The sequence below is a fragment of the Rhizobium sp. CB3171 genome, assembly GCF_029714265.1.
In the GTDB taxonomy this organism is placed as follows: domain Bacteria; phylum Pseudomonadota; class Alphaproteobacteria; order Rhizobiales; family Rhizobiaceae; genus Rhizobium.
The window spans coordinates 502,959-525,795 of record NZ_CP121654.1; the positions used below are offsets into that span (position 1 = coordinate 502,959).

Annotated in this window: 14 protein-coding genes and 3 pseudogenes; 13 read left to right on the top strand and 4 right to left on the bottom strand. The window is 61.1% G+C overall.

Annotation, left to right across the window (positions count from 1 at the left end):
• The first annotated feature begins 129 nt into the window (after positions 1 to 129).
• From QA648_RS34250 to QA648_RS34265, 4 genes and pseudogenes are all read left to right on the top strand, one after another.
• On the top strand, positions 130 to 1,182 hold the full coding sequence (locus tag QA648_RS34250; RefSeq protein WP_283054501.1) for a DUF3991 and toprim domain-containing protein: 1,053 nt from the start codon (positions 130 to 132) through the stop codon (positions 1,180 to 1,182).
• A gap of 61 nt (positions 1,183 to 1,243) precedes the next feature.
• Positions 1,244 to 1,842 (top strand): annotated as a pseudogene (locus tag QA648_RS34255) (DUF1419 domain-containing protein).
• 205 nt (positions 1,843 to 2,047) lie between these two features.
• Positions 2,048 to 7,137, top strand: a pseudogene (locus QA648_RS34260) (helicase-related protein).
• A gap of 511 nt (positions 7,138 to 7,648) precedes the next feature.
• A complete protein-coding gene (locus QA648_RS34265; RefSeq protein WP_283054502.1) occupies positions 7,649 to 8,170 on the top strand; it encodes a hypothetical protein in 522 nt (173 codons plus the stop codon).
• Between the two features lie 325 nt (positions 8,171 to 8,495).
• Here QA648_RS34265 and QA648_RS34270 read toward each other — a convergent pair.
• Positions 8,496 to 8,618: pseudogene (locus tag QA648_RS34270) on the bottom strand (transposase); the annotation flags it as partial.
• Between the two features lie 139 nt (positions 8,619 to 8,757).
• Between QA648_RS34270 and QA648_RS34275 the strand changes: the two are divergent.
• The 8 genes from QA648_RS34275 (at position 8,758) to QA648_RS34310 (ending at position 15,726) form a co-directional block, all read left to right on the top strand.
• Positions 8,758 to 8,880 carry a hypothetical protein gene (locus QA648_RS34275; RefSeq protein WP_283054503.1) on the top strand — a complete coding sequence of 41 codons (123 nt, stop codon included), beginning with the start codon at positions 8,758 to 8,760 and terminating at the stop codon, positions 8,878 to 8,880.
• A 259-nt stretch (positions 8,881 to 9,139) separates the two neighbouring features.
• Positions 9,140 to 10,915 (top strand): ParB/RepB/Spo0J family partition protein, encoded by a 1,776-nt coding sequence (locus QA648_RS34280; protein WP_283054504.1) that lies wholly within the window; start codon positions 9,140 to 9,142, stop codon positions 10,913 to 10,915.
• A 92-nt stretch (positions 10,916 to 11,007) separates the two neighbouring features.
• Positions 11,008 to 11,484, top strand: a complete 477-nt coding sequence (locus tag QA648_RS34285; protein WP_283054505.1) for a hypothetical protein — start codon at positions 11,008 to 11,010, stop codon at positions 11,482 to 11,484.
• A 57-nt stretch (positions 11,485 to 11,541) separates the two neighbouring features.
• Positions 11,542 to 11,757, top strand: coding sequence for a hypothetical protein (locus tag QA648_RS34290; RefSeq protein WP_283054766.1), 216 nt, complete (start codon positions 11,542 to 11,544; stop codon positions 11,755 to 11,757).
• Between the two features lie 245 nt (positions 11,758 to 12,002).
• Positions 12,003 to 12,593 (top strand): hypothetical protein, encoded by a 591-nt coding sequence (locus QA648_RS34295; protein ID WP_283054506.1) that lies wholly within the window; start codon positions 12,003 to 12,005, stop codon positions 12,591 to 12,593.
• A gap of 300 nt (positions 12,594 to 12,893) precedes the next feature.
• Positions 12,894 to 13,817 (top strand): zincin-like metallopeptidase domain-containing protein, encoded by a 924-nt coding sequence (locus QA648_RS34300; protein WP_283054507.1) that lies wholly within the window; start codon positions 12,894 to 12,896, stop codon positions 13,815 to 13,817.
• A gap of 619 nt (positions 13,818 to 14,436) precedes the next feature.
• The gene (locus QA648_RS34305) at positions 14,437 to 14,748 is read left to right on the top strand and encodes a DUF736 domain-containing protein (RefSeq protein WP_283054508.1); all 312 of its coding nucleotides are present in this window, start codon (positions 14,437 to 14,439) and stop codon (positions 14,746 to 14,748) included.
• Positions 14,749 to 15,483: 735 nt separating this feature from the next.
• Positions 15,484 to 15,726, top strand: a complete 243-nt coding sequence (locus QA648_RS34310; RefSeq protein WP_283054509.1) for a hypothetical protein — start codon at positions 15,484 to 15,486, stop codon at positions 15,724 to 15,726.
• A 520-nt stretch (positions 15,727 to 16,246) separates the two neighbouring features.
• Here QA648_RS34310 and QA648_RS34315 read toward each other — a convergent pair.
• From QA648_RS34315 to traG, 3 genes are all read right to left on the bottom strand, one after another.
• Positions 16,247 to 16,504 carry a WGR domain-containing protein gene (locus tag QA648_RS34315; RefSeq protein WP_283054764.1) on the bottom strand — a complete coding sequence of 86 codons (258 nt, stop codon included), beginning with the start codon at positions 16,502 to 16,504 and terminating at the stop codon, positions 16,247 to 16,249.
• Positions 16,505 to 16,730: 226 nt separating this feature from the next.
• Positions 16,731 to 16,994, bottom strand: a complete 264-nt coding sequence (locus QA648_RS34320) for a hypothetical protein (RefSeq protein WP_283054510.1) — start codon at positions 16,992 to 16,994, stop codon at positions 16,731 to 16,733.
• Positions 16,995 to 17,014: 20 nt separating this feature from the next.
• Entirely contained in the window at positions 17,015 to 19,210 is a 2,196-nt protein-coding gene (traG, locus tag QA648_RS34325) for a Ti-type conjugative transfer system protein TraG (RefSeq protein ID WP_283054511.1), read from the bottom strand.
• 257 nt (positions 19,211 to 19,467) lie between these two features.
• Here traG and traA point away from each other — a divergent pair, with 257 nt between their 5' ends.
• A complete protein-coding gene (gene traA, locus QA648_RS34330) occupies positions 19,468 to 22,779 on the top strand; it encodes a Ti-type conjugative transfer relaxase TraA (protein ID WP_283054512.1) in 3,312 nt (1,103 codons plus the stop codon).
• The last annotated feature ends 58 nt before the right edge of the window (positions 22,780 to 22,837 follow it).

Consider the following 22,837-nt stretch of genomic DNA (forward strand, 5'->3'; position numbering starts at 1 on the left):
CGGCCGACCTTGCATGATTCACCAAATTGCCAGCCGCGCCCTTGCGGCCTTTGCTCTTCGCGGCCGCTGAAGCGGCAAATTGGCAGAGCTGACGGATCGGAGGCGATCGCTCTAGCGATCGGAAGGAAAATGGACAGACGAGAAATAGAATCGCTGCGCGACAAGGTAAGCTGCGCCGCTGTGTTGGAGCAGAACGGGTTTGCCATCGACGTCAAGGAAAGCACCCGGCGGGCTGAGAAGTACCGCCGCAGCCTGGAGATCATCATTGTGACGCATGAAGGCCGTGGATGGTTCGATCCGCTCAGCGACGCGAAAGGCGATGTCTTCGGACTGGTCGAGCACCTTGACCGTGTTGGCTTTTCGGCATGCGTCGAGAAGGTCGCGGATCTCATAGGCTTCGAAATTTCCAAGCCTAAGTGGCAGCCCCGCATTTCAAATGATCAATCCGACCTTTCCCTTGCCGATCGCTGGCAGGTGCGCCGCCGACCCTTTCGGGGTTCATCGACGTGGCGGTACCTAAAGGACGTGCGTTGCCTGCCGGCGGATCTTTTGTGCTCGGCGATCAAACGCAACCTTCTTCGCGAAGGTCCGCAAGGCAGCATGTGGGCCGCCCATACGAACGAGGCAGGCATCGTCACCGGCTGGGAGGCGCGCGGTCCGCAATACCGAGGGTTCGCCTCCGGAGGAACGAAGGTTCTCTTTCGTCTGGGGTCGCATGCGGCGGTGCGCCTGGTCGTCACGGAAGCTGCGATCGACGCCATGAGCCTTGCGGCAATCGAGGGCCTGCGCGACGGCACGCTCTATCTCAGCACCGGCGGCGGCTGGTCGCCGACCACCGTCGCGGCACTCGGCGCGCTCGCGTCAGGGGCCAAAGTCCAGCTGGTCGCTGCCACCGACGCCAACCCACAAGGCGAGATGTTTGCTGAGCGGCTACGCGCACTTGCCGAGGAGGCGGGATGTGACTGGATGCGACTTCGCCCGCCAGAAGAGGACTGGAACGAGGTTCTGAAGCTGCGCGCGAAGCGGGGCCGCGAGAAACAGAAATGGGAGGAGGAAGGGAAAGAGGGAGAGGCGTGCCGCATGCGCGCTGCCCGCGTCAAGGGAGGCTTCGCCCGGCTAAAGCCGGCCCTGGACCCGGGAGGTCGCGATGCCGGCGGCAGGAAACGGGTCATGAAGGACTGAAGAAGATGGCGGGGTCGCGAGGACTGTGCCGCGCTTCGTCCGCCCGCGCAAGGAGCCGCAGATGACCTCTTCCATCCGCAAAGTGTTTCAGGGCGTCGTAAGCCGCCCACAGATGTTTCGCATGTTCGACCGTCATGTCCAGCGGCCTGATCGTTGGAACGGTGACACAACGCCGCTTTACGCCGGCGAATGGTTCGAAATCACCGAAGCCGAGCACGATTACATGTTTGAGATCCTGCCGCCGCTCTGGATACGTGGCTCGATGTTCGCGATGCGGGAATTCCTGACAGGATCGGTGACATCAGTGTTCTTCGCGCTCCGCATCGAGGAAGCGATCCGGTACTTCCACGGCTATTGCGACCTTTCAGACAAGACCTCCGTCGAAGCCATGCGTGTCGCAATCATCGACCGGGAGAGCCGCCCGATCCGCACCATGACCCGCGAAGAGCGCCTCGATCACATCTGGACGCGACGGCTGACGACTATCGCGGCTATGCCGATACATGTTGGCCGGCTGCGGTGCGCGGCAAGCGAACGGTGCTGCTTTATGGCGGGAAAGAGGGCCGCTTCCTCAAGCTGCTCGAAGATCTGACCGACGACGAGATCGCCGCCAAGCTGCCGGTACAGCTGCGCCATCTCCCCTCACCGATCGCGGCATAGAAGGTTTTGCCATGCTCCCCTTCCCGATCGCATCGTCGCATCGTCGTCGCCTCCGACGCCATACAGATGGTCATCCTCGAGCGCGATCAGCGCTTTGCCGACCTTACACCGGCGGCATGGACGCCGTTTCCTTCCATCCACTGCGGATCGCCTGCTGTCTGCCGCGACAGGAGGACGACACTCGCGCTATCCCAAGGAGCTTTCAATGAGCAACGATCCCTTCACCCTTGATATCTTCGCCGGCAGCCCGCTTTCGTCCGGGCTCGGCATCGGCGTCACTGCATTTGGCGGTTTTGCCGCGAATGACGACGATCCGGAACCGACGCCGTCTGCCCCTGCCCCCGCGCGTGCCCTCCCGTCTGCCATTCCAAAGGCGCAACGAACGCAGGGAGCGCCCGCCAACTTCTACCTCGAGGACGACGATCGCGGTTTGGCCGCGACCTGGAAGGAACGGGCGCGTTTGAATATCGCGGTCATTCTCACAGCCAGTGAGATCGAGAGGCAAGAAAGGCCGGCTACGCGTGATGCGCAGGCCAGGCTGATACGCTTCACCGGTTTCGGCAGCTCTGAGCTCGCCAACGGCATGTTCCGCCGCCCGGGTGAGGCCGGTTTCCGCCAAGGCTGGGAGGAACTCGCCGGTTCGCTGGAGGCGTCGGTCACTGAAAGCGACTACGCCTCGCTTGCACGCTGCACCCAATATGCCCACTTCACGCCCGAATACATGGTCCGGGCGATCTGGTCCGGCCTGCAGCGGCTCCGCTGGCGCGGCGGCAGGGTGTTGGAACCCGGTATCGGGACAGGCCTTTTTCCGGCTTTGATGCCGGTGGAGTATCGTGATTGCAGCTATTTCACCGGCGTAGAGCTCGATCCGGTCACCGCCCGCATCGCGCGGCTGCTGCAGCCACGGGCGCGCATCATCAATGCGGATTTCGCGCGGACAGATTTTTCTGAAATCTACGACCTGGCTATCGGCAATCCACCCTTCTCCGATCGCACGGTTCGCTCTGACCGGCACTATCGCTTGCTCGGTCTCAGGCTGCACGATTACTTCATCGCGCGGTCGATCGATCTCTTGAAACCCGGCGGGCTCGCCGCCTTTGTCACCAGCGCCGGCACGATGGACAAAGCCGATAGCAAATGCCGGGAACACATCGCAAAAGCCGCCGATCTGGTCGGCGCCATTCGCCTGCCGGAAGGCAGTTTCCGGCGGGAGGCCGGCACCGACGTCGTCGTCGATATCCTGTTCTTTCGCAAGCGCAAGGCCGGCGAACCGCCAGGCGATCTTGCCTGGCTCGATCTTGACGAAGTCCGCCCAGCCACGGCGGAGGAAGGGCCGATCCGCGTGAACCGCTTGTTCGCGCGACATCCGGGTTCGGTGCTTGGCACGCACGCGCTGACCTCCGGTCCCTTCGGTGAGACCTACACCTGCCTGCCCCGCGCCGACGAGAACATGGAAACGGCACTCAATGCCGCCGTTCAGCGTCTTCCAGAGGGCCTCTACGATGGCGAGCCGACCGAAATCGATGTCGATCTCGAAGACGAGCTGGCGGAAATCCTGGACCTGAAACCCGACAGCAACCGGGTCCGTGAAGGCAGTTACTTCATCGACAACAGGCACGGCCTGATGCAGATGGTCGACGGCTCGCCGCTCGCGGTGCAGGTCCGCAAACCCCGTAGCGGCGACGGCCCACCGGAAAAGCACGTCCGGATCATTCGCAAACTGATCCCGATCCGCGATGCCGTGCGAGACGTCCTCACAGCCCAGGAACTGGACCGGCCGTGGCGCGACTGCCAAGTACGGCTGCGCATCGCCTGGTCGAGCTTCGTGCGCGATTTTGGCCCGATCAACCACACCACGGTTTCGATCATCGAGGATAAGACGACGGGCGAGGTTCGTGAAATCCATCGCCAGCCGAACCTTCTGCCATTTCGCGATGATCCCGACTGCTGGCTGGTCGCCTCCATCGAGGACTATGATCTCGAAACCGACACCGCCAGGCCCGGGCCGATTTTTTCCGAGCGCGTCATCGCGCCCCCTTCCCCGCCCGTCATCACCTCCGCCGCCGATGCCTTGGCCGTCGTCCTCAACGAGCGTGGGGGCATCGACCTCGATCATATCGCCGAGCTTCTGCATTGCGACGCGGACGCAGTTCTCGATGCGCTCGGTGACGCAATCTTTCGCGATCCGACCGACGGTTCCTGGCAGACCTCGGACGCCTATCTTTCCGGCGCAGTGCGGACGAAGCTTGGCGTTGCGGAAGCAGCCGCTGGGCTCGATGCCGGCTACGAACGCAATGTCCGTGCGCTCCAGGTGGTGCAGCCGGCTGACCTCCGTCCGTCGGACATTACCGCACGACTTGGTGCGCCATGGATTCCGGCGATCGATATCGTCCAGTTCGTGCACGAGACGATGGGTGCGGAGATCGCAATCCATCACATGCCGGAACTCGGCTCCTGGACCGTCGAGGCTCGGCAGCTCGGTTGGATGGCCGCCGGCACATCCGAATGGGGCACCGACCGCCGGGACGCCGGCGAGCTGCTCGACGATGCCTTGAACAGCCGGGTGCCTCAGATCTTTGACGTTTTCAAGGACGTGGACGGCGAACGGCGGGTGCTCAACGTCGTCGATACCGAAGCCGCCCGCGACAAGCTGCAGAAGATCAAGACGGCCTTCCAGAACTGGGTCTGGACCGATCCCGATCGCACCGAGCGGCTGGCGCGGGTCTATAACGATCGCTTCAACAACATTGCCCCTCGAAAGTTCGACGGCTCCCATCTCATGCTTCCCGGCGCCTCTGGCGCCTTTGTTCTTTATGGGCACCAGAAGCGCGGCATCTGGCGGATCATCTCATCGGGGTCGACCTACCTTGCGCATGCCGTGGGCGCCGGCAAAACGATGACCATGGCGGCTGCGATCATGGAACAGCGCCGGCTCGGGCTGATCGCCAAGGCGATGCTGGTCGTGCCCGGTCATTGCCTGGCACAGGCGGCGCGCGAATTCCTGGCGCTTTATCCGAACGCCCGCATTCTCGTCGCCGACGAGACGAATTTTTCGAAAGAAAGACGGGCTCGCTTCCTCTCCCGCGCCGCCACCGCGACCTGGGATGCCATCATCATCACCCATTCGGTATTCCGGTTCATCGCCGTGCCATCGGCGTTTGAACAGCAAATGATCCAGGACGAACTGGAGCTCTACGAGGATCTTCTGACCAAGGTCGACAGCGAGGACCGTGTTTCGCGCAAACGGTTGGAGCGGCTCAAGGAGGGTCTGACGGAACGACTGGAGGCGCTCTCCACCCGCAAGGACGATCTGCTGACAATCTCCGAGATTGGTGTCGACCAGATTATCGTCGACGAGGCGCAGGAATTCCGTAAGCTTTCCTTCGCCACCAACATGTCGACCTTGAAAGGCATCGATCCGAACGGATCGCAGCGTGCCTGGGACCTCTACGTCAAATCACGCTTCATTGAGACGAAGAACCCCGGCCGCGCTCTGGTTCTGGCATCCGGGACGCCGATCACCAACACGCTCGGCGAGATGTTTTCGATCCAGCGCCTTCTTGGGCACGCCGCACTGGCCGAGCGCGGACTGCACGAATTCGATGCCTGGGCCTCGACCTTCGGCGACACGACGACGGAACTGGAGATCCAGCCGTCCGGCAAATACAAGCCCGTCAGCCGCTTTGCCTCCTTCGTCAACGTGCCTGAACTGATCTCCATGTTCCGCAGCTTCGCCGACGTGGTGATGCCCGAGGATCTGCGCGAATACGTCAAGGTGCCCAACATCTCCACCGGCGGGCGGCAGATCCTGACAGCCAAGCCGACGCAGGCCTTCAGAAATTATCAGACTATCCTTGATGCCCGCATCAAGACGATCGAGATGCGCGAGGGGCCGGCGCAGCCCGGCGATGACATCCTGCTCTCCGTCATCACCGACGGCCGCCATGCCGCCATCGATCTCCGCCTGGTCGACGCGGACAATGACAACGAGCCGGACAACAAGCTCAACCTGCTCGTCCAGAACGCCTTCCGCATCTGGCGGGAAACGTCGCAAAGCACGTTTGTGCGACCCGACGGCAAACCCTTCGATCTCCCAGGAGCGGCGCAGATGATCTTTTCCGATCTCGGCACCATCAATGTCGAGAAGAGCAGAGGCTTTTCCGCTACCGCTGGATCAGGGACGAGCTTGTGCGCATGGGTGTTCCGCTATCGGAAATCGCCTTCATGCAGGACTACAAGAAAACCGAGGCGAAGCAGCGCCTGTTCGCCGACGTCCGCGCCGGCAAGGTCCGCTTCCTGATCGGCTCGTCGGACACGATGGGGACCGGTGTCAACGCCCAACTCCGTCTTAAGGCGCTGCATCATCTCGACGTCCCCTGGCTGCCTTCGCAGATCGAACAGCGGGAGGGCCGGATCGTGCGACAGGGAAACCAGCATGACGAGGTTGATATCTTCGCCTATGCCACCCAGGGCTCTCTCGATGCCAGCATGTGGCAGAGCAACGAGCGCAAGGCCCGCTTCATTGCCGCAGCGCTTTCCGGCGACACTTCGATCCGCAGGCTGGAAGATCTCCGTGAAGGGGCCGTAAACCAGTTCGCCATGGCCAAGGCGATTGCCAGCGGCGATGAACGGCTGATGCAGAAGGCGGGACTTGAGGCCGACATTGCCCGCCTCGAACGGCTGCTTGCCGCTCACGACGACGATCAATATGCGGTACGCCGACAGGTCCGCGAGGCCGAGCGCGATATCGAGGTTGCGATCCGACGTATCAGCGAGATCGGCAAGGACAAAGAGCGCCTCACGCCGACGGCTGGCGATGCCTTCGCCATGACGGTGATGGGCAAGGCTTACGACGAGCGCAGGCTCGCCGGCCGCGCGCTGATGAAAGAAATCCTCACTCTGGTGCAGTTGCAACAGGAAGGTGAAATGAGAATCGCCTCGATCGGAGGCTTCCACCTCGACTATCATGGCGAGCGTTTCGGTAGGCCCGATTGCTATTATTACACCACCCTTCTTCAGCGCACCGGCACGACCGAGGAGCTCGATCTCCCTGTCACCGTGACGCCGCTGGGTGCCGTTTCGCGGTTGGAACACGCGCTCCACCGTTTTGACGAGGATCAGGAGCATTACCGGCTTCGACTGCACGAGGCCGAAGGGCGTCTTGCCTCCTATCGCACGCGCGAGGGCGGCGTGTTCGCATTCGCGGACGAACTCGCCGACAAGCGTCGGCAGCGCCGGGATATCGACGAGGCGCTGGCGGCCGCGGTGCGCGGGGAAGCGTCAGAGGCTGCCTGATGACAACGCCATGGCTTAGCTTCTCGGTAGGATTTTAGGAGCGGCGCAGCATGCGCATAGCTGCATTGCACAATAATCGCTTTGCCATTCGTTCAAAAAACAGGCATTCTGCACATGGCTGATGCAGATGGTGGCAGCTCCTCCCAGTGCCGCCGCAACAGCTGTTCCCTCTGGAGGTTTGTTGACCTTCACACTTCATGGGCCGCGGTTTCCGCTGGCCCATTTTTTTAAAGGCTTATCCCGTTCGCACAGGTCCATACCAGCAATGGCGCAAAGGTTCTTGCTGCGGCACCTGTAGCCCTGAAAGGTGCTAAGATTGCTGTCAGCGGTCGTAGCAGCGAAGAAGCAACTCAAGCGAACGGGACAGATTCGCCTCGACCTGTCGTGTGCAACGACAGCGGCCGTCATTTAATCCACCGATGCTTTATCGGAAGTTGGTCAAAGGCTTTGCGTCGCATTTTGATTTGGCACCGATAAACAGTATCGGGGGACGGGGATTGGAGTTTATCGTATGGTCACTGATGCCAACAACTTGGATCGCCTTCACACCCTATTGGTAGACTGGATTGAAAACGATCCTGTCTTTTCCAGCGGGTACACCTCCAAGAAGAAATCTTTAAGCAAGCAGCTCCTTCAATTTGAAAACGATGTGGCATCACTAACTGGGCCAGCGGCAGACGTTCTTCTTTATCGAGGCTACGACTTAAGGAAGGGGCAGCGTCTGCAAGACGGCTCGCTCTCGATCCAACCGAGATCGAGCGATTTGATCGAAAGTTGGACCACTGACGCAGCATGGGCCTTCCAGCATGCTGACCAATTCGAGAGCGGCATCGTCATCAGGAAGCTGGCGTCGGAACTGGATATCTTCATCGACGTGGATGCCTTTGCGAGAACTGTGGACGCTGAAGACCTACACCTCGAAGGTGAAATTTTGGTTCGCTGTGGACAGCTCTCAGTTCCTGCAGATGATTGGACTTGGTCGGAGGTCGACTTTCCCAAAGAAGCAGAGCCTTCCGTTCGCGCTTGCAATTAGCAGATCATATTTCAGGCGATGATTTTTGGGGTTTGATCCGCAGACCGTCCGGAAACTGTAATCCTCGATTCGACTGGAACGTGTCGAAGGTAGCCCATTTCGATTTCCTCCAGAGCGAGGCTCGGCGGGCAGACAACCGCCTCGTGTTTCGCTCCTCGCCCGGACGCCTGGGAGGGAGCGCAGATCGCCTTCCGGCGGCCGTAGCGGTGCTTTTTCTCTTCCCATCTGACCGCATCGAGTGCGTCGAAGACGTCGCAATGGTATTCGTAGGAATATCCGATCCGCTGGCGATGCTGAGGATCGTGTCGACGTTGGTCTGAAAGTGTCTGCGACGGTCCCAACGGAAGACAAACTCGTTGGCGTAGATGTCGATGTGCTTGTCGCGGACACCGTGATACGTCCCATAGGCCAACCGCTTGAAGTTGGAGAAAAGGCGATGAACCCAGGGGGAAGGGCTTCATGCGCGGGCGGGGCCGTCAGCCAAACTTAGGTTGACCACCACATGCTCGCGATGCTGCACGCCTGTAGGCGTTGCTTCCATCGGTGAGGAGAATGCTCCCCACAGCGGTATTCTCCCGGATGAAGGCATGCAGGCTCTCACGGTCGATGTTGACGATCCGTTGGAGGCGGCAGCGCATATGGTACTTTCCGTCTCGGACTTCGACCGCGCCGATCATGAAAAATCTTGCCGGTTGGGGCTGCGACCCTGAGAGAAAAGAAGGAAGAGGGAGATGAGCCGGTCGCAGAGCCGTCCGCCGGTCGCCGCTGACGCTCAACCGCCGCCTCCGCATCCCGGCCACTCGTCCTTCGCAGGGCTGTCAGCCCCGCTCGTCCTTCGCGGCAGCAACGCTCGGCCGCAGTTGCACCCGGCCGCCCGCTCCGCGGTCCGGGAAGTGTCTTCGAAAAGAATGAAGACGCGAGAGAAGGGCAGGCAGAGGGCCGTGTCCAATCCCCGAAAAGGAGCATCCCATGCAACTGATGAAGGTCGATCCGCGTGCGCTGAAGGACAACCCTGATAACACGCGCCAATCGAAGTCGACGCCGCAGGCCGACGCCCTGCTTTTGGCGACGATCAAGGCCGTCGGCGTGATCCAGCCGCCGGTTATTTTCCCGGAAGCCGGCGGCAACGGTTACATCATCGAAGCCGGTCACCGGCGCACCCGCATGGCGATCACCGCCGGTCTCGAGGAAATCGATGTGATCGTCGTGGACGCGGCCAACGACAACGGCGCCATGCGCTCTATGATCGAGAACATTGCTCGCGAGCCGCTCAATCCGATCGATCAATGGAGGGGCATCGAGCGGCTGGTCGCGCTCGGCTGGACCGAGGAAGCGATCGCCGTGGCGCTTGCCCTTCCCGTCCGGCAGATCCGTAAGCTTCGTCTGCTCGCCAATGTCCTGCCTTCCATGCTCGATCAGATGGCAAAGGGCGATATGCCGAACGAGCAGCAGCTAAGAACGATCGCGGCCGCCTCGACCGACGAGCAGAAAGAGGTCTGGAAAGCTCACAAGCCGAAGAAGGGTGACACGGCGGCCTGGTGGCAGATCGTCAACGGCCTCTCTAAGACCCGGATGTATGCCCGCGATGCAAGTTTTGCCGACGACCTTCGCCTCGCTTACGGTATCGAGTGGGCGGAGGATCTGTTCGGGCCGGCGGATGAGGACAATCGCTACACCACCAATGTCGAGGCTTTCCTCGGCGCCCAGCAGGAATGGATGACGGGCAACCTTCCCAGGAAGGGGGCGATCGTCGAGGTCAACAATTGGGGCCAGCCGGAACTGCCGAAGAAGGCCGAACGCGTTTACGGCAAGCCCGGCAAAAGCGATTGCATCGCTATGTATCTCGATCGCGAGGGCAAGGTGCAAAGCGTCCACTACCGGATGCCGGAGCCAAGGAAAACCGATAGGCGCCCCGGTCCCGCCGGTGACGCTTCGACAGAAGCCGATGACGACACTGGTGTCGTCGGGAAGACCAGGCCCGAGGTCACGCAGAAGGGTCAGGACATGATCGGCGACTTCCGGACCGACGCGCTGCACGAGGCGCTGGCCCGCGCCCCAATCGAAGACGACATGCTGATGGCCCTCTTGGTCATGGCCTTCGCCGGCACCAATGTCCGGGTCGATTCCGGCGCCAACGATACCGTGTTCGGGACGGAGCGGTTCCAGCGTCACGTCGTGCGCCTCTATTCCGCAGACGGCAGGTTGGCGTTCGATATGGACAGCGTGCGGGTCGCGGCCCGCTCCGTCCTCATCGATGTGCTCTCTTGCCGGCGCGGCATGTCGAATAGCGGCGTCGTCTCGCGCATTGCCGGTGACGCGATTGGCGCGGATGGTTTCCTCCCGAACATGGGAACGGAGGATTTCCTGCTGTGTCTGTCGCGCCAGGCGCTGGAGGCCGCCGCTAAGTCGGTCAATATGGCCCCGAAGGCACGCGTCCGTGAAACCCGCGCAGCCCTCGCCGACCACTTCGCATCGGCCGACGCAGCCTTTGTTCTTCCCGCGGCGCTGTTCGCACCGGATCCGAAGGCCATCGCCGATTTCATGAAGTACGCCGATGATCCCGAGGAGGAAGAAAGCTCCCCTGATGCTGCCATCGGCAATGGCAGCGAAGGTGCACAGGGCGACGGTGTCGGTCTCGACCGGTTCGATCCGCCGGCGGCGGTTGACGAGGACCACGTCGGCGAGCCTGCCACCGATCACGCCTCCGACCAGGAGGAAACCGCCCACGGGATTGCAGCGGAATAGCCGCACCGAGCTCCTCCGCTTGACCTTCCGCCGCCGGTTGCCCTAGCGGCGGTTTCGTTTCCACAACCCCAAAATCTGAAGGAGGATGCGCAATGTCCGCGTCTCTGATCTATCGCCTCGCCCCGATCGGCTCCATCGTCGCCTGGTCGGATGGCACCCCACGGCCACCCGCGCGATTCAAGAAAAAGCTCGCCGCGTGGAAGACCTGCAACAGCCAGGGCCGGTTGATCCGAAAGGAAGGCGAGCGCAACGTCGGCCCCACGAGCCTGTCACCGTATTTCACGTTGCATGAGGGCGATCTCGGCGCAAACGGTGTCATTGCCATCCGTATCCACCGGACCTTTTCGCTCGACAGCAATCTGACATTCCAAGTCGTAGAGCGTCCGGCGCTCGGATCTGTTCGCGTCTTCGATCGGGCCGGGTCGAGCGCCGAGCTTATTCACCTGGCGGACAACCGGCAGGCGGCCGAAGAATGGCTCATCCGCAATCGCTATCCCCACGCCATTGTCGAGGAGGTGACAGCCGACGAGGTCGCAGCCGATCACATCGAAGGGAGGGCCGCGGAATGATTATGCTCCCTCTATATTCCTCCGAAGTCTCCACCCCTGACGCTTCAGGGTTAGAGTTTGGCAGAAGCGCCGACGGATTGGTTGTCGCGCGCCTCGACGATCGTCTTCGCCATGGTTGCGGTCCGTGATGGCCGATATTTCCTCGCCAGTGCCTGGCGCGGGTCGCGGGCGCTTGAAGCCCTCCCAGCGATAAGCGGGGCGCCTGACGTTTCGTTCGAGGAACTCCATGGTTCTCCCCGTGCCGGATCGCCCTTCGGTTTTGCTGCGGTCTGAACCGGCGGACGTGCGCTTCAAGGCCGCTGGCGCGCCGCGGGCGGCCGGACCCCGCCGTCTTCTCGGAGCAGGCTCGCGTGCTCGTTCGAGGGCAGGTTGCCCTCTTGGCACTCAAGCCGGCTCCGCTCGTCCAGGCAGGGCCGGACCCTGAAACGCCCGTCTTCCTCCGGTTCGGGATGACCGCACCGAAAGGCAAGCCGGCATGGGGCCGGAGCTATTTCGGACGACCTCGAAAGGAAAAGACCATGGCCAAACCCGCTCCCCCCTCCTCGCGCCAATCCTCGCGCGCCGTACAACTGCGCAAGGGCGCCACCATGGAGATGGTCCGGCTGACATGCCCGGACGCCCGCCAAGCGCTGAAGATCGCCGAGAGTTTCGGAACTACAGTCATCGACAGCGACGGCATCCGCGACCTGCATGAACGGCTGGTCATCGAGACCGCCGATGCGCTCGGCGAGGGACTTGGCGACAAAGCGATGCAGATCCACATGCAGCGCATCGTCGGCGCCTTCGTAGGCTCTGCCCACGGCGCCGGTCAGTTCTACAGCCGCGCGGTCACCGGGGCGCGGGATGCCACGGCCAAGGCCGCCAACGACGCTCGGGACGAGGACCTTGACGGTCCGGTCGGTTATGACAGCGCAGCCCAACGCAAGCGGGAATTCGCCGCCGACATGGGCATTCAGGCTCATTCGCTCAGAATGGCGGCCGAAGGTGCCGTCGCCGCTTATGCGCAGGTGATCGGCGAGACCTGGAAGCCGTTCGATAGACCGGTCGAACACCCGGGCACAACGCTGAGCCGTAAGGCTGCAGAAGCCCAGATATCGGCCTTCGACTAGCCTTGCGGGCTGGGCTCCGGTGCCGCCTTTCCCATCAACACCCGTAGGGCCGACTCCAAGGCGGAGCCGGCCTGTTTTCATGTCGGCGACCTGGCCAACCGAGGAAACGAAACAAGACGATGGCGCGCCCGGCGGCCCGTCCCGTTCGTCGGGTCTGCAGGAGCCGCCGGCGGACGCAACGGCTCCGCCGTCCTTCACTTCGTTGCGGCCGTTCCTGTGCATCCACCGGCTGACTTGCTCCTGCCCTTCGTCCCTCCGCAACGGGCCGCAACGGGCGCGGCTTCAAACGGAGGCTAAGATATGAGCAGTACAGAAAAACAGCGTGTCGATCTCTACAGCCGCATCACCGACAAGATCGTTGAAGACTTGGCGAAAGGCGTGCGGCCCTGGATGAAGCCATGGAACACGGCGAACACGGCTGGCCGCATTACTCGGCCGCTGCGTTACAACGGGCAGTCCTATTCTGGCGTTAACGTGCTGCTTCTTTGGTCGGAAGGTATCGCCCGAGGATATACGTCATCCACGTGGATGACGTTCAGGCAGGCCCTCGAACTGGGAGCTGCCGTCCGCAAAGGCGAGACCGGCACAACCGTCGTCTTCGCCAGCCGTTTCATTAAATCCGAAACCGATGGGAATGGTGGTGAGCTCGAACGGGAGATCCCTTTCCTGAAAGCCTACAGCGTCTTCAACGCCGAACAGATCGACGGACTTCCCGACCAATATCGTCACCGGCAGGCGCCGGTCCTCGATCGGGCCGCGCGCATCGAGAATGCCGATCGGTACTTTCGCAACACCGGTGCTGCAATCCGCCATGGCGGCAACCAAGCATACTTTGCGCCGTCCGCCGATATAATCCAGATGCCGCCGTTCGAGAGCTTCAAGGACCCGGCAAGCTATTACGCGACCTTGAGTCATGAGGTCACCCATTGGACGGCGCCGGCCCACCGCGTCGGTCGTGACCTCAGCCGCTATGCCAAGGACAAGACCGAGCGTGCCCGCGAGGAACTGATCGCGGAACTCGGCAGCTGCTTCCTTTGTGCCGACCTCGGGATTGCTCCCGAGCTCGAGCCCCGCCCCGATCATGCCTCGTACCTTGCCTGCTGGCTCGAGGTCTTGTCCAATGACAGACGGGTGATCTTTCAGGCGGCGGCGCATGCGCAGCGGGCCGTAACCTTCCTGCACTCCCTGCAGCCCGAAGGCGCCGACGAACGACTTACCGCGTGAGGCTCATCAGCATCGGTCGTTGCCCTCGCAAGCGGCCGGAACTCTTGCCGATCCGTTGGTGAGCGTGTCAGGGTCAGTCTTGCGGTCCAGTTTGCCTCAGACCGAAGCTTTCCGGTCGATCGGCTGAGCTCCAGACGGCTTGATTTCGGGGTTAATGGCTTTGTCTGCTGACGCGTAGATCCTCCAGACGACGAATCACAAGCGCGAGACGATTTCGCGAAGAATGGCAGCGCAACGCCCCGCGCCGGCTGTTCTGGGACTTCGATTTTAACATGCGGACAGGGGAGCGCACCCACCGTAGCAAGGTCCGGGCAGGCAGTCAGTGAGCAGTTGCCATTGCCATTTTCCTTCAATCACCGCGCCGGCCACGTCCTTCGCGGGCTCGATGAGGCTTGTCTGATCGAAGACCGGCTTCGCCTCGATCGTCTTCCCGCAACGGCCTTCCAAAACTTTCTTCCCCTGAGCGCTATGCGCTCATTCCTCGCGGAACAAGAAAGTTTCTCCTGGCCGCCCTCCATTCCATTCCGGCCTTTCAGGTGCGGTCCGATCGTCCCCGATCCTTGCGACAGCCATCGAGGCCGCGATGGGCGTGGCCCGAAACAGCGAAAGGAATACGACAATGGCAACTATCGGCGCTTTCACCACCTCCGAAACTGGCTTCAACGGCGCGATCCGCACCCTGGCCCTCAACGTCAAAGCCCGCATAGCCCGCATCGAAAACCCCTCCGACAAAGGCCCGCACTTCCGCATCTACGCGGGCAATGTCGAGCTGGGCGCCGCCTGGCAGAAGCGCTCCGCTGAGACGGACCGCGACTATCTCTCGGTCAAGCTCGACGACCCGAGCTTCCCGGCCCCGATCTACGCGACGCTCACGGAGGTCGAGGGTGAGGACGGCTACCAGCTGATCTGGTCGCGCCCCAACCGGGACTGAGGCCCGGAGGCCCCGCCGCCAAGGCGGGGCCAACCAGCCACAAAGACAAGCCGGTAGGTGGCATCGAGCCCGCCGTCGACCTTTTCGACGGCGATATGAATCCGGAAAATGTCTGCTCAGATGCCGCTACTGCGCCGGGAAGAAATCCCGGCCTCAGGACGCGATTAGAATGGATTTCCAAGAAGGAGCCTGATTGTCTCGTCGCGGTGCTTTCATCGCAAAACCACAGACTGCTTTAAATTCGGGTTTTGATCGGGCAGCTTCAGGAGCAAAAGCATTTGCTCGCGATAGGATCCAAGGCTTTTCAAGCGGCGATCGACGCGGAGAAGGCGCTCGCCCGTCTGGAAAACAGAATCCTAAACTCGTGCAAGACCTTGGTGTAGCCCGTCGGCAGGGATATGAGACTTGGTGGAGCAACTCCTGTCCAAGCAGGCTTCCAGGCGGCGCGAATTGGATGGCGTGCTTGATGCTGAAGTTCTGGCACAAACCAACGAGTGGAAGAATACGGCTGAATAACCCGGCAGCCGCTTGCTTGTGCTGTGATGATCCCCCAAGCATCCCACCAGCGTATAGGCAAGCGGTTGGCATGTCTATGAATGAAACCGTGAGAACCAAAGGTCTGTCACTTCAGATATCCCAGTGTACAATGCCGGACCAGACCGCCTCGAGCACGAGCGGTACCCCCAAAATGCTGCGCATTTTGGCTCCCCCACTCGCCGGCTCCGCCGGTCGCCTATGGCGATCCTCGACCCGATCCAGTCCGGCATGGTGCACGTCTCTCGTCTTCAAACAGGAGAGAGACTCATGCTTGCTATCTACGACCAAATCCAACAGCTGCGCACCGAACTCGCTGCCTGCATCCTCACGCCCAGGGAACGCGCCACCGCACGAACGGAACTCGACAAGCTCCTCATCGAGCAAGCAGCAATCGACCGCCAGTTTGAGGCGATGATCGCCGAGAAGGAGCCGCCCGAATGACGGGACGATAGCCCGATGCCGAACAGGACGAAGGCATCGAGAAACAGCCCGCTTTTCGGGCTGTTTGCCTGTTTCATGAGGGGTTCGCCGCATCGACCCAGGCCTCCCGCTGTCAGGGATTGCACCCCTCGCCCCCTACCCCCGACTTTTCCATCCGATATGATCAGATCGTGGCGGAATTTATGAACTCCAAGCAAGCGGCGGACGCGATGGAGTATGACGGAGTATTGCGCACACAATCGTAGCGGGAAATCAGGGGGCCGTGTCGAGAAGGTCGGTTCTGGGTTTTGCGATGATGCCTCGGTATCGGTTAGAGAATATTGATTGTCGGCACTGTGACACGACTGCTGCTGTTGAGCGGCGGCGCGATTCACGCTGGCCGGCGAAACCGGAAGTCGACGCCGATGGCGCGAAGCTGCCACGCACTCCCTTCGGCTGATGACATCTACTAGCGAATTCCGCAATTCTCCGCCCCAGCCTGGTCCGAAAAATCGGAAAAATTCGCAATCAATATCCGCTTTTAATCGGATCCCGGAGGGCGTGGCCGATAACCGCGTTTTCGCTTCTGACGAAGCACATCGAGAAACAGCTGAACGGCCTCGTCTTCCCGTCCGAAATGGTGCACCATCATCTGTCCCTTCGATCCGATCCGACCCCACCTGCGCAACAGGCAGATGTCTCCGAACAGGTTCGGTTCGATGGACATCGCATAATAGCGTGCCATGTTTCTCCTGTCGTCCAAGCGTTCGACATAAAGGTTATAGGGTTGAGATAACATGAGATCAGAATTGCGGATCTCAGTACTCACGTCCAACGACACTTATGAATCGGTCGGCAGGGATCGATTCACATCGGTGATGATATGCGAACGTCGGGCCTGGAGGTGAGCCTTCGGCACATGCTTGCCGCTGCGCTCACGAAGCGCGCGTCGGCCTGCGCCCATTCCGGTAACGCCGATTGTTGCGGCGGAATTCTCATTCAGACAAGCGGTGGATTAATATAGCCTATTTGTGGCCACCGCCTGGCTTAAGCTCGGCTTCGAGCCTGTCATTTCGCAGGCGAAGGTGGCGAACGCGCTCCTTTATCAAATCTTCGTAGGCATTAATCATGTCAATGCACTGGAATAGAAGGACTGCGATGCCCGCGATCACCAGAGCGCCAAAGAGCAAAATAAAGTCCATCCCTGTTACCTCGTGTGTTTGTATCCATTTGTCTTGCGAAATAGTTGCCATCGGCTCAAGTCCGGTGGCAGCCGATGCTACGATCATTAGCTCATGGACTTCCGCCCTTATTGAAACGACTGCCCTTTGATGCAGGCTTCCATGTCGCGGCGCCGAAACCAGATCGCACGGCCACACCGGAGTGCGGGGTTTCCGGCTGTGAATACGATTTGCTCGTCCGCGCGCATGCGCAACACTTCATGCGGCTGGATCAGCGGCCGTGCGGCAAGTTGTTTCGATCGCGTTCGCGACGATCCCCTGGATTGGAAACTGCGACTGACCTGGTCGATCTCGACCGTCGTCATGCCGCAGCGGCGGGAAATGTAATCGGCGGTCTCAGGGTCGTTGATCGCGGCAAAGGATATCCAGCTTGCGCTCTCGAACCATTTGCTTGTCGCGTCCCGCCCGCCATAGGTTTCGCGCATCTGGCCGATCGACTGGTAGATCATGGTCAGCGTGATCCCATACTTGCGGCCGGCATCGCGCGCAGTCTCGAGGATACGCATGTAGCCGAGGCGCGCCACTTCATCGAGAAGAAAAAGCGTCCTGCCGTACATCTCGCCGTTGCGGTTGCAGATCGCGTTCAGAAACGAGCCGATGATGACACGCGCCAGACCTGAATGCATCTCCAGCGTCTTGAGGTCGATGTTGATGAAGACGTCCGTCTTTCCTGCGGCAAGATCGCTCGTCGTAAAGGTCGTTCCCGAGACCAGGGCGGCGTAGTTTGGGTACGACAGCCAGTGCGTTTCCTTTACCGCATTGGCGTAGACGCCAGAGAAAGTTTCCGGCGTCATGTTGACGAAGACCGCCACATTTTCCTTGACGAAATCCGATTCCGAATGATCAAAGATCGATTGCAGACGTTCACGCAACTTGGGCTCTGGCTCGGAGAGATTCTTGCGCACCTGCCGGAGGGTCTGGTCGCTTTGCGTGGTATGGCCAGAGAGGCAAACGTCGGCGATCAGAGCCGTCAGCAATTGCAAGGCCGAGGCACGGAAGAAGTCGTCGCGGAGCCCCCGCCCCCCGCTGTCGCTCACAACCCACGACGCAACAGACGCGATGTCCTCCTCTTTCGTTCCACCGAAACGGCCGATCCAGTCGAGCGCATTGAAGCCGATCTCCGAATGCTTTGGATCGAGGACGAAGACATCTCGGTCGGCGTCGCCGCGGTGCTTCGACACCATTGGCGCGACCTCATTCGATGGATCGAGGACGACGAGCGCACCTCCCCATTTGAGCGCCGTCGGGATCGTGACTGAGGTCGTCTTGAAGCCGCCCGAGCCGGCAAAGACTATGCCGTGCGAAGAGCCGAACGAGCCGTCGAAGCAAAGAAGCGGTGACATGCCGCCTGCGCCCCACGTCTCGCCGCAGTCGGCGCGAAACGACTGTGCCGCGACGCTGTCCCTGTCGACCCGGTAGCGCTCGCCAATGACGATGCCGCCGCTGCCGGCAAACAGCTGTTCGGCTTGCGACATTTTCATCCAATCGGCCTCGCCGTGCAGAGCCCGCTTGCCATAGATGCGTTTCGGCTCGGCCTTCGCGAAGGCGGCATTGCCGGCGATCGCCACCCGAAGGCCGAATAGCGCCGATATCAGGACGGCGGCGGCCCCGATCCCCGTCGCGGGGTCAAGATAGTTGAAGATGGACTTGCCGGCTGGAACCTGCTCGCGAAACACCGACAGCCGCATTGCTTCACGTATGGCTGCGATGAAAAGCGTCGCCATCGCTCCGGCGACGACGCCCGATCCTGCTGTTCTGACCCGCACCGACCCGGCGCTCGCAAACAGGAAGACGATGCCGACGAGCGAGGCGACGACGTAGGGCAAAGCGATGCCAGCCCGGCCCAGCATCTGCCGCGCGGCATCCGTCTTACCGAAGGCTGAAAGCCACTGTTCGATCCCGGTCATGCCCATGGCCGCAAGGATCATCAAAGCACAAGGTACGACGAGCAGAAGGATCCTAGTCATTGGTTTCTCCAAACGCCTCAGCGCCAATTGCGGTGACGAGTTTTGCGCTGGGGGCGAGCTGCTCTCTCGGGCGCCGCCAGCCTTTCTATCTCCGGTCGAACGGGCCTCGCCGTAGCGAAAGCGTTTCGCCAGGTACTCGAACGCCGCCTGCAGTTCACCCTCATCGATTTCGATTACGCCGAGCCCGGCCTTGAGCGCGATCCTCCCGATGCGCTCGGCTTCACGGGTTTCGGCGAGCTTGAGCTGCTCCTGGAGCTTGGCGATTTCGTCGCGGATTTTAGAGGACGGTTTCTTCATCTCAGGATGTCTCCTTGGGTGCGAAAGCTTGTCTTTCGGATCCACTTTTCCGGATGTCGGTGCGCAACGCACTACTGTGAATCCTACAATCGCCAACGGCGATGCTTTCGTGGATGATCCCGGCCGCTCGACAAGAGCGGCATCCGAAGGGCGCAATTATACGTCGCTATCGCGACGTTCTTCTGACGAGCGCCTGGCGGGGCCGATTTTGCCTCCGAACACCTTGATTTTGCTCACTATCGCGAAAGAATTCCGCCTTGGCCGTCCCTCATTTCTCCGTCAGCATCGTCGCCCGCGGCTCCGGCCGCAGCGCCGTCCTGTCGGCGGCTTATCGGCATTGTGCCAAGATGGACTACGAGCGCGAGGCGCGGACCATCGACTATCGCGCCAAGCAAGGCCTGCTGCACGAAGAGTTCGTTGTTCCAGTCGATGCGCCGCAATGGCTGCGGGCGATGATTGCCGATCACTCTGTTTCGGGTGCCTCCGAAGCCTTCTGGAACAGCGTCGAAACTTTCGAGAAGCGATCAGATGCCCAGCTTGCCAAGGACGTGACCATTGCGCTGCCGATCGAACTCTCGACCGAGCAGAACATCGCACTTATGCGGGATTTCGTCGAAAGGCATATCACCTCGAAGGGGATGGTGGCGGACTGGGTGTATCACGACGCGCCGGGCAATCCGCATGTGCATCTGATGACGACGCTCCGGCCACTTGCCGAAGATGGTTTCGGCGCCAAGAAGGTCGCAGTGAAAGGACCGGACGGCAAACCGATGCGCAATGACGCAGGCAAGATCGTCTACGAGCTTTGGGCGGGAAACCTCGACAACTTCAATGCGTTTCGCGACGGCTGGTTTGCCTGCGAGAACCGGCACCTGGCGCTCGCCGGCCTTGACATGCGTATCGACGGGCGATCCTTCGAAAAACAGGGGATCGAGCTCAGGCCGACCATTCACCTTGGTGTCGGCGCGAAGGCGATCGAGCGCAAGTCGGCGGTGGCCGCCGGGGACGTTTCGCTGGAGCGGCTGGAACTGCACGAAGAGCGTCGCGCCGAAAACGCCCGCCGCATCCAGCGCCGTCCCGAGCTCGTGCTCGACCTGATCACCCGCGAGAAAAGCGTTTTCGATGAACGCGACGTCGCCAAGATTCTTCACCGCTACGTCGACGATGCCGGCCTTTTCCAAAGCCTGATGGCAAGAATCGTGCAGAGCCCGGAGACGCTCCGCCTCGAGCGTGAGCGGATCGAGTTTTCGAGCGGCGTCCGGCTGCCGGCCAAATATACGACGCGGGACCTTATCCGGCTGGAAGCGGAGATGGCCAACCGGGCAATCTGGCTGTCTCAACGATCTTCCCACGGCCTTGCCGACGCCGTGCGGGAAGCGACATTTGCCCGTTACTTGCGCCTGTCGGACGAGCAGAAGACGGCGATCGCACACGTCACCGGCGGCGAGCGCATCGCCGCCGTAATCGGGCGTGCCGGCGCCGGCAAAACAACGATGATGAAGGCGGCGCGCGAGGCTTGGGAAGCCGCGGGATACCGCGTCATCGGCGGCGCGCTCGCCGGTAAGGCGGCCGAGGGCCTGGAGAAGGAGGCCGGCATTCTCTCTCGCACGCTGTCATCCTGGGAACTGCGCTGGAACGAAGGTCACAATCTGCTGGACGACAAGACAGTGTTCGTCCTCGACGAAGCCGGCATGGTGTCGTCGCGGCAGATGGCGGTGTTCGTCGAAGCAGCGACCAAGGCAGGCGCCAAGCTCGCCCTCGTGGGGGACCCTGAGCAGCTGCAACCCATCGAAGCCGGGGCTGCTTTCCGCTCAATTGCCGATCGCATCGGCTATGTTGAACTCGAAACTATCCACCGCCAGCGCGAGCAATGGATGCGCGATGCCTCGCTTGACCTGGCGCGCGGCAATATTGGCAAGGCGATTGATGCTTATCGCGCGCAAGCCCGCATCAACGGCTCGGAACTCAAGGCGCAAGCAGTCGAAAACCTCATAGCCGACTGGGACCGGGAATACGATCTGCAAACATCCAGCCTGATTCTCGCTCATCTTCGGCGCGACGTCCGCATGCTCAACGACATGGCTCGCGCAAAGCTCGTGGAACGTGGCCTCGTCGCCGAAGGTTTTGTCTTTCAGACCGAAGATGGGCACCGGAAATTTGCCGCAGGCGACCAGGTAGTGTTCCTCAAGAACGAGGGTTCGCTCGGCGTCAAGAACGGCATGTTGGCAAGGCTCACAGACGCAGCGCCCGGGCGTATCGTTGCAGAAGTCGGAGAAGGCGAACACTGCCGCCAGATCACGGTCGAGCAACGCTTCTATGCCAATGTCGATCACGGCTACGCAACCACCATCCACAAGAGCCAGGGCGCCACCGTCGACCGGGTGAAGGTCCTGGCGTCCTTGTCGCTCGATCGCCATCTCACCTACGTTGCCATGACCCGTCACCGCCAAGATCTTGGCTTCTACTACGGCCGCCGATCTTTCGCGAAGGCGGGCGGCCTTATCCCGATCCTGTCGCGCAGACAAGGCAAGGAAACAACGCTCGATTACGCGAACGGCCGTTTCTACGGCCAGGCCCTTCGCTTTGCCGAGGCCCGTGGCCTGCACCTTGTCAGCGTTGCGCGCACGGTCCTTCGCGATCGCCTCGAATGGACATTCCGCCAGAAGTCGAAGCTCGCCGAGCTTGGCGCACGTCTGGCAGCACTCGCCGGCAAGCTAAGTCTCGCCACCGCTGCCGCCAGGACCTCTCAATCGCACACCATCAAGGAGCCGAAACCCATGGTATCGGGCATCACCACGTTCTCAAGGTCGCTGGAACAGGCTGTCGAAGACCGGCTTGCTGCCGACCCCGGCTTGAAGAAGCAATGGGCGGAAGTCTCCGGCCGGTTCCACATGGTTTACGCTCAGCCGGAAGCGGCGTTCAAGGCCGTCAATGTCGATGCAATGCTGGGGGACGAAACGACTGCGAAGTCCACCATTGCCAGGATCGGTTCCGAACCGCAAAGCTTCGGTGCTCTGAAAGGTAACATCGGTTTCCTCGCGAGCCGCGCCGACGAGCAAAATCGAGAAAGGGCCGTCACCAATGCGCCTGCGCTGGCGCGTAACCTGGAAAGGTATCTGCGTCAGCGGACGGAGGCCGTACGCAAATATGAAGCCGAGGAGCGCGCGCTCCGTTTGAAGGTTTCCCTCGATATCCCGGCCTTGTCGCCGGCGGCAAAGCAGACGCTTGAACGCGTCCGGGACGCCATCGATCGCAACGATCTTCCGGCGGCCCTCGAATACGCGCTCTCGGACAAGATGGTGAAAGCCGAGCTCGAAGGGTTTGCGAGAGCAGTATCTGAACGCTTCGGCGAACGCATCTTCCCGTCTCTTACTGCGAAAGCCCCCAATGGACAGACATTCAATGCCATCACAACGGGGATGACGGCCGGACAGAAGGCGGAGGTGGAAGCGGCATGGGATTCGATACGGACAGTGCAGCAACTTTCTGCGCATGAGCGGACGGCAGAGTCGCTGAAGCAGATCGAAACCCTGCGCCAATCAAAGAGCAAGGGGTTCTCCCTCAAATGATAAAGCGAAATGAAGTGAGCCTGCCGTTTCCCTTCCATAAACGACTGGCGGTCCTGAG

What these genes read in the sequence shown, in the direction of transcription:
- QA648_RS34250 (WP_283054501.1), top strand. Translation starts at nt 130, where the DNA reads ATGGACAGACGAGAAATAGAATCGCTGCGCGACAAGGTAAGCTGCGCC.
- QA648_RS34265 (WP_283054502.1), top strand. Translation starts at nt 7,649, where the DNA reads ATGGTCACTGATGCCAACAACTTGGATCGCCTTCACACCCTATTGGTA.
- QA648_RS34275 (WP_283054503.1), top strand. Translation starts at nt 8,758, where the DNA reads ATGCAGGCTCTCACGGTCGATGTTGACGATCCGTTGGAGGCGGCAGCG.
- QA648_RS34280 (WP_283054504.1), top strand. Translation starts at nt 9,140, where the DNA reads ATGCAACTGATGAAGGTCGATCCGCGTGCGCTGAAGGACAACCCTGAT.
- QA648_RS34285 (WP_283054505.1), top strand. Translation starts at nt 11,008, where the DNA reads ATGTCCGCGTCTCTGATCTATCGCCTCGCCCCGATCGGCTCCATCGTC.
- QA648_RS34295 (WP_283054506.1), top strand. Translation starts at nt 12,003, where the DNA reads ATGGCCAAACCCGCTCCCCCCTCCTCGCGCCAATCCTCGCGCGCCGTA.
- QA648_RS34300 (WP_283054507.1), top strand. Translation starts at nt 12,894, where the DNA reads ATGAGCAGTACAGAAAAACAGCGTGTCGATCTCTACAGCCGCATCACC.
- QA648_RS34305 (WP_283054508.1), top strand. Translation starts at nt 14,437, where the DNA reads ATGGCAACTATCGGCGCTTTCACCACCTCCGAAACTGGCTTCAACGGC.
- QA648_RS34310 (WP_283054509.1), top strand. Translation starts at nt 15,484, where the DNA reads ATGGCGATCCTCGACCCGATCCAGTCCGGCATGGTGCACGTCTCTCGT.
- QA648_RS34315 (WP_283054764.1), bottom strand. Translation starts at nt 16,504, where the DNA reads ATGTTATCTCAACCCTATAACCTTTATGTCGAACGCTTGGACGACAGG.
- QA648_RS34320 (WP_283054510.1), bottom strand. Translation starts at nt 16,994, where the DNA reads ATGATCGTAGCATCGGCTGCCACCGGACTTGAGCCGATGGCAACTATT.
- traG (WP_283054511.1), bottom strand. Translation starts at nt 19,210, where the DNA reads ATGAAGAAACCGTCCTCTAAAATCCGCGACGAAATCGCCAAGCTCCAG.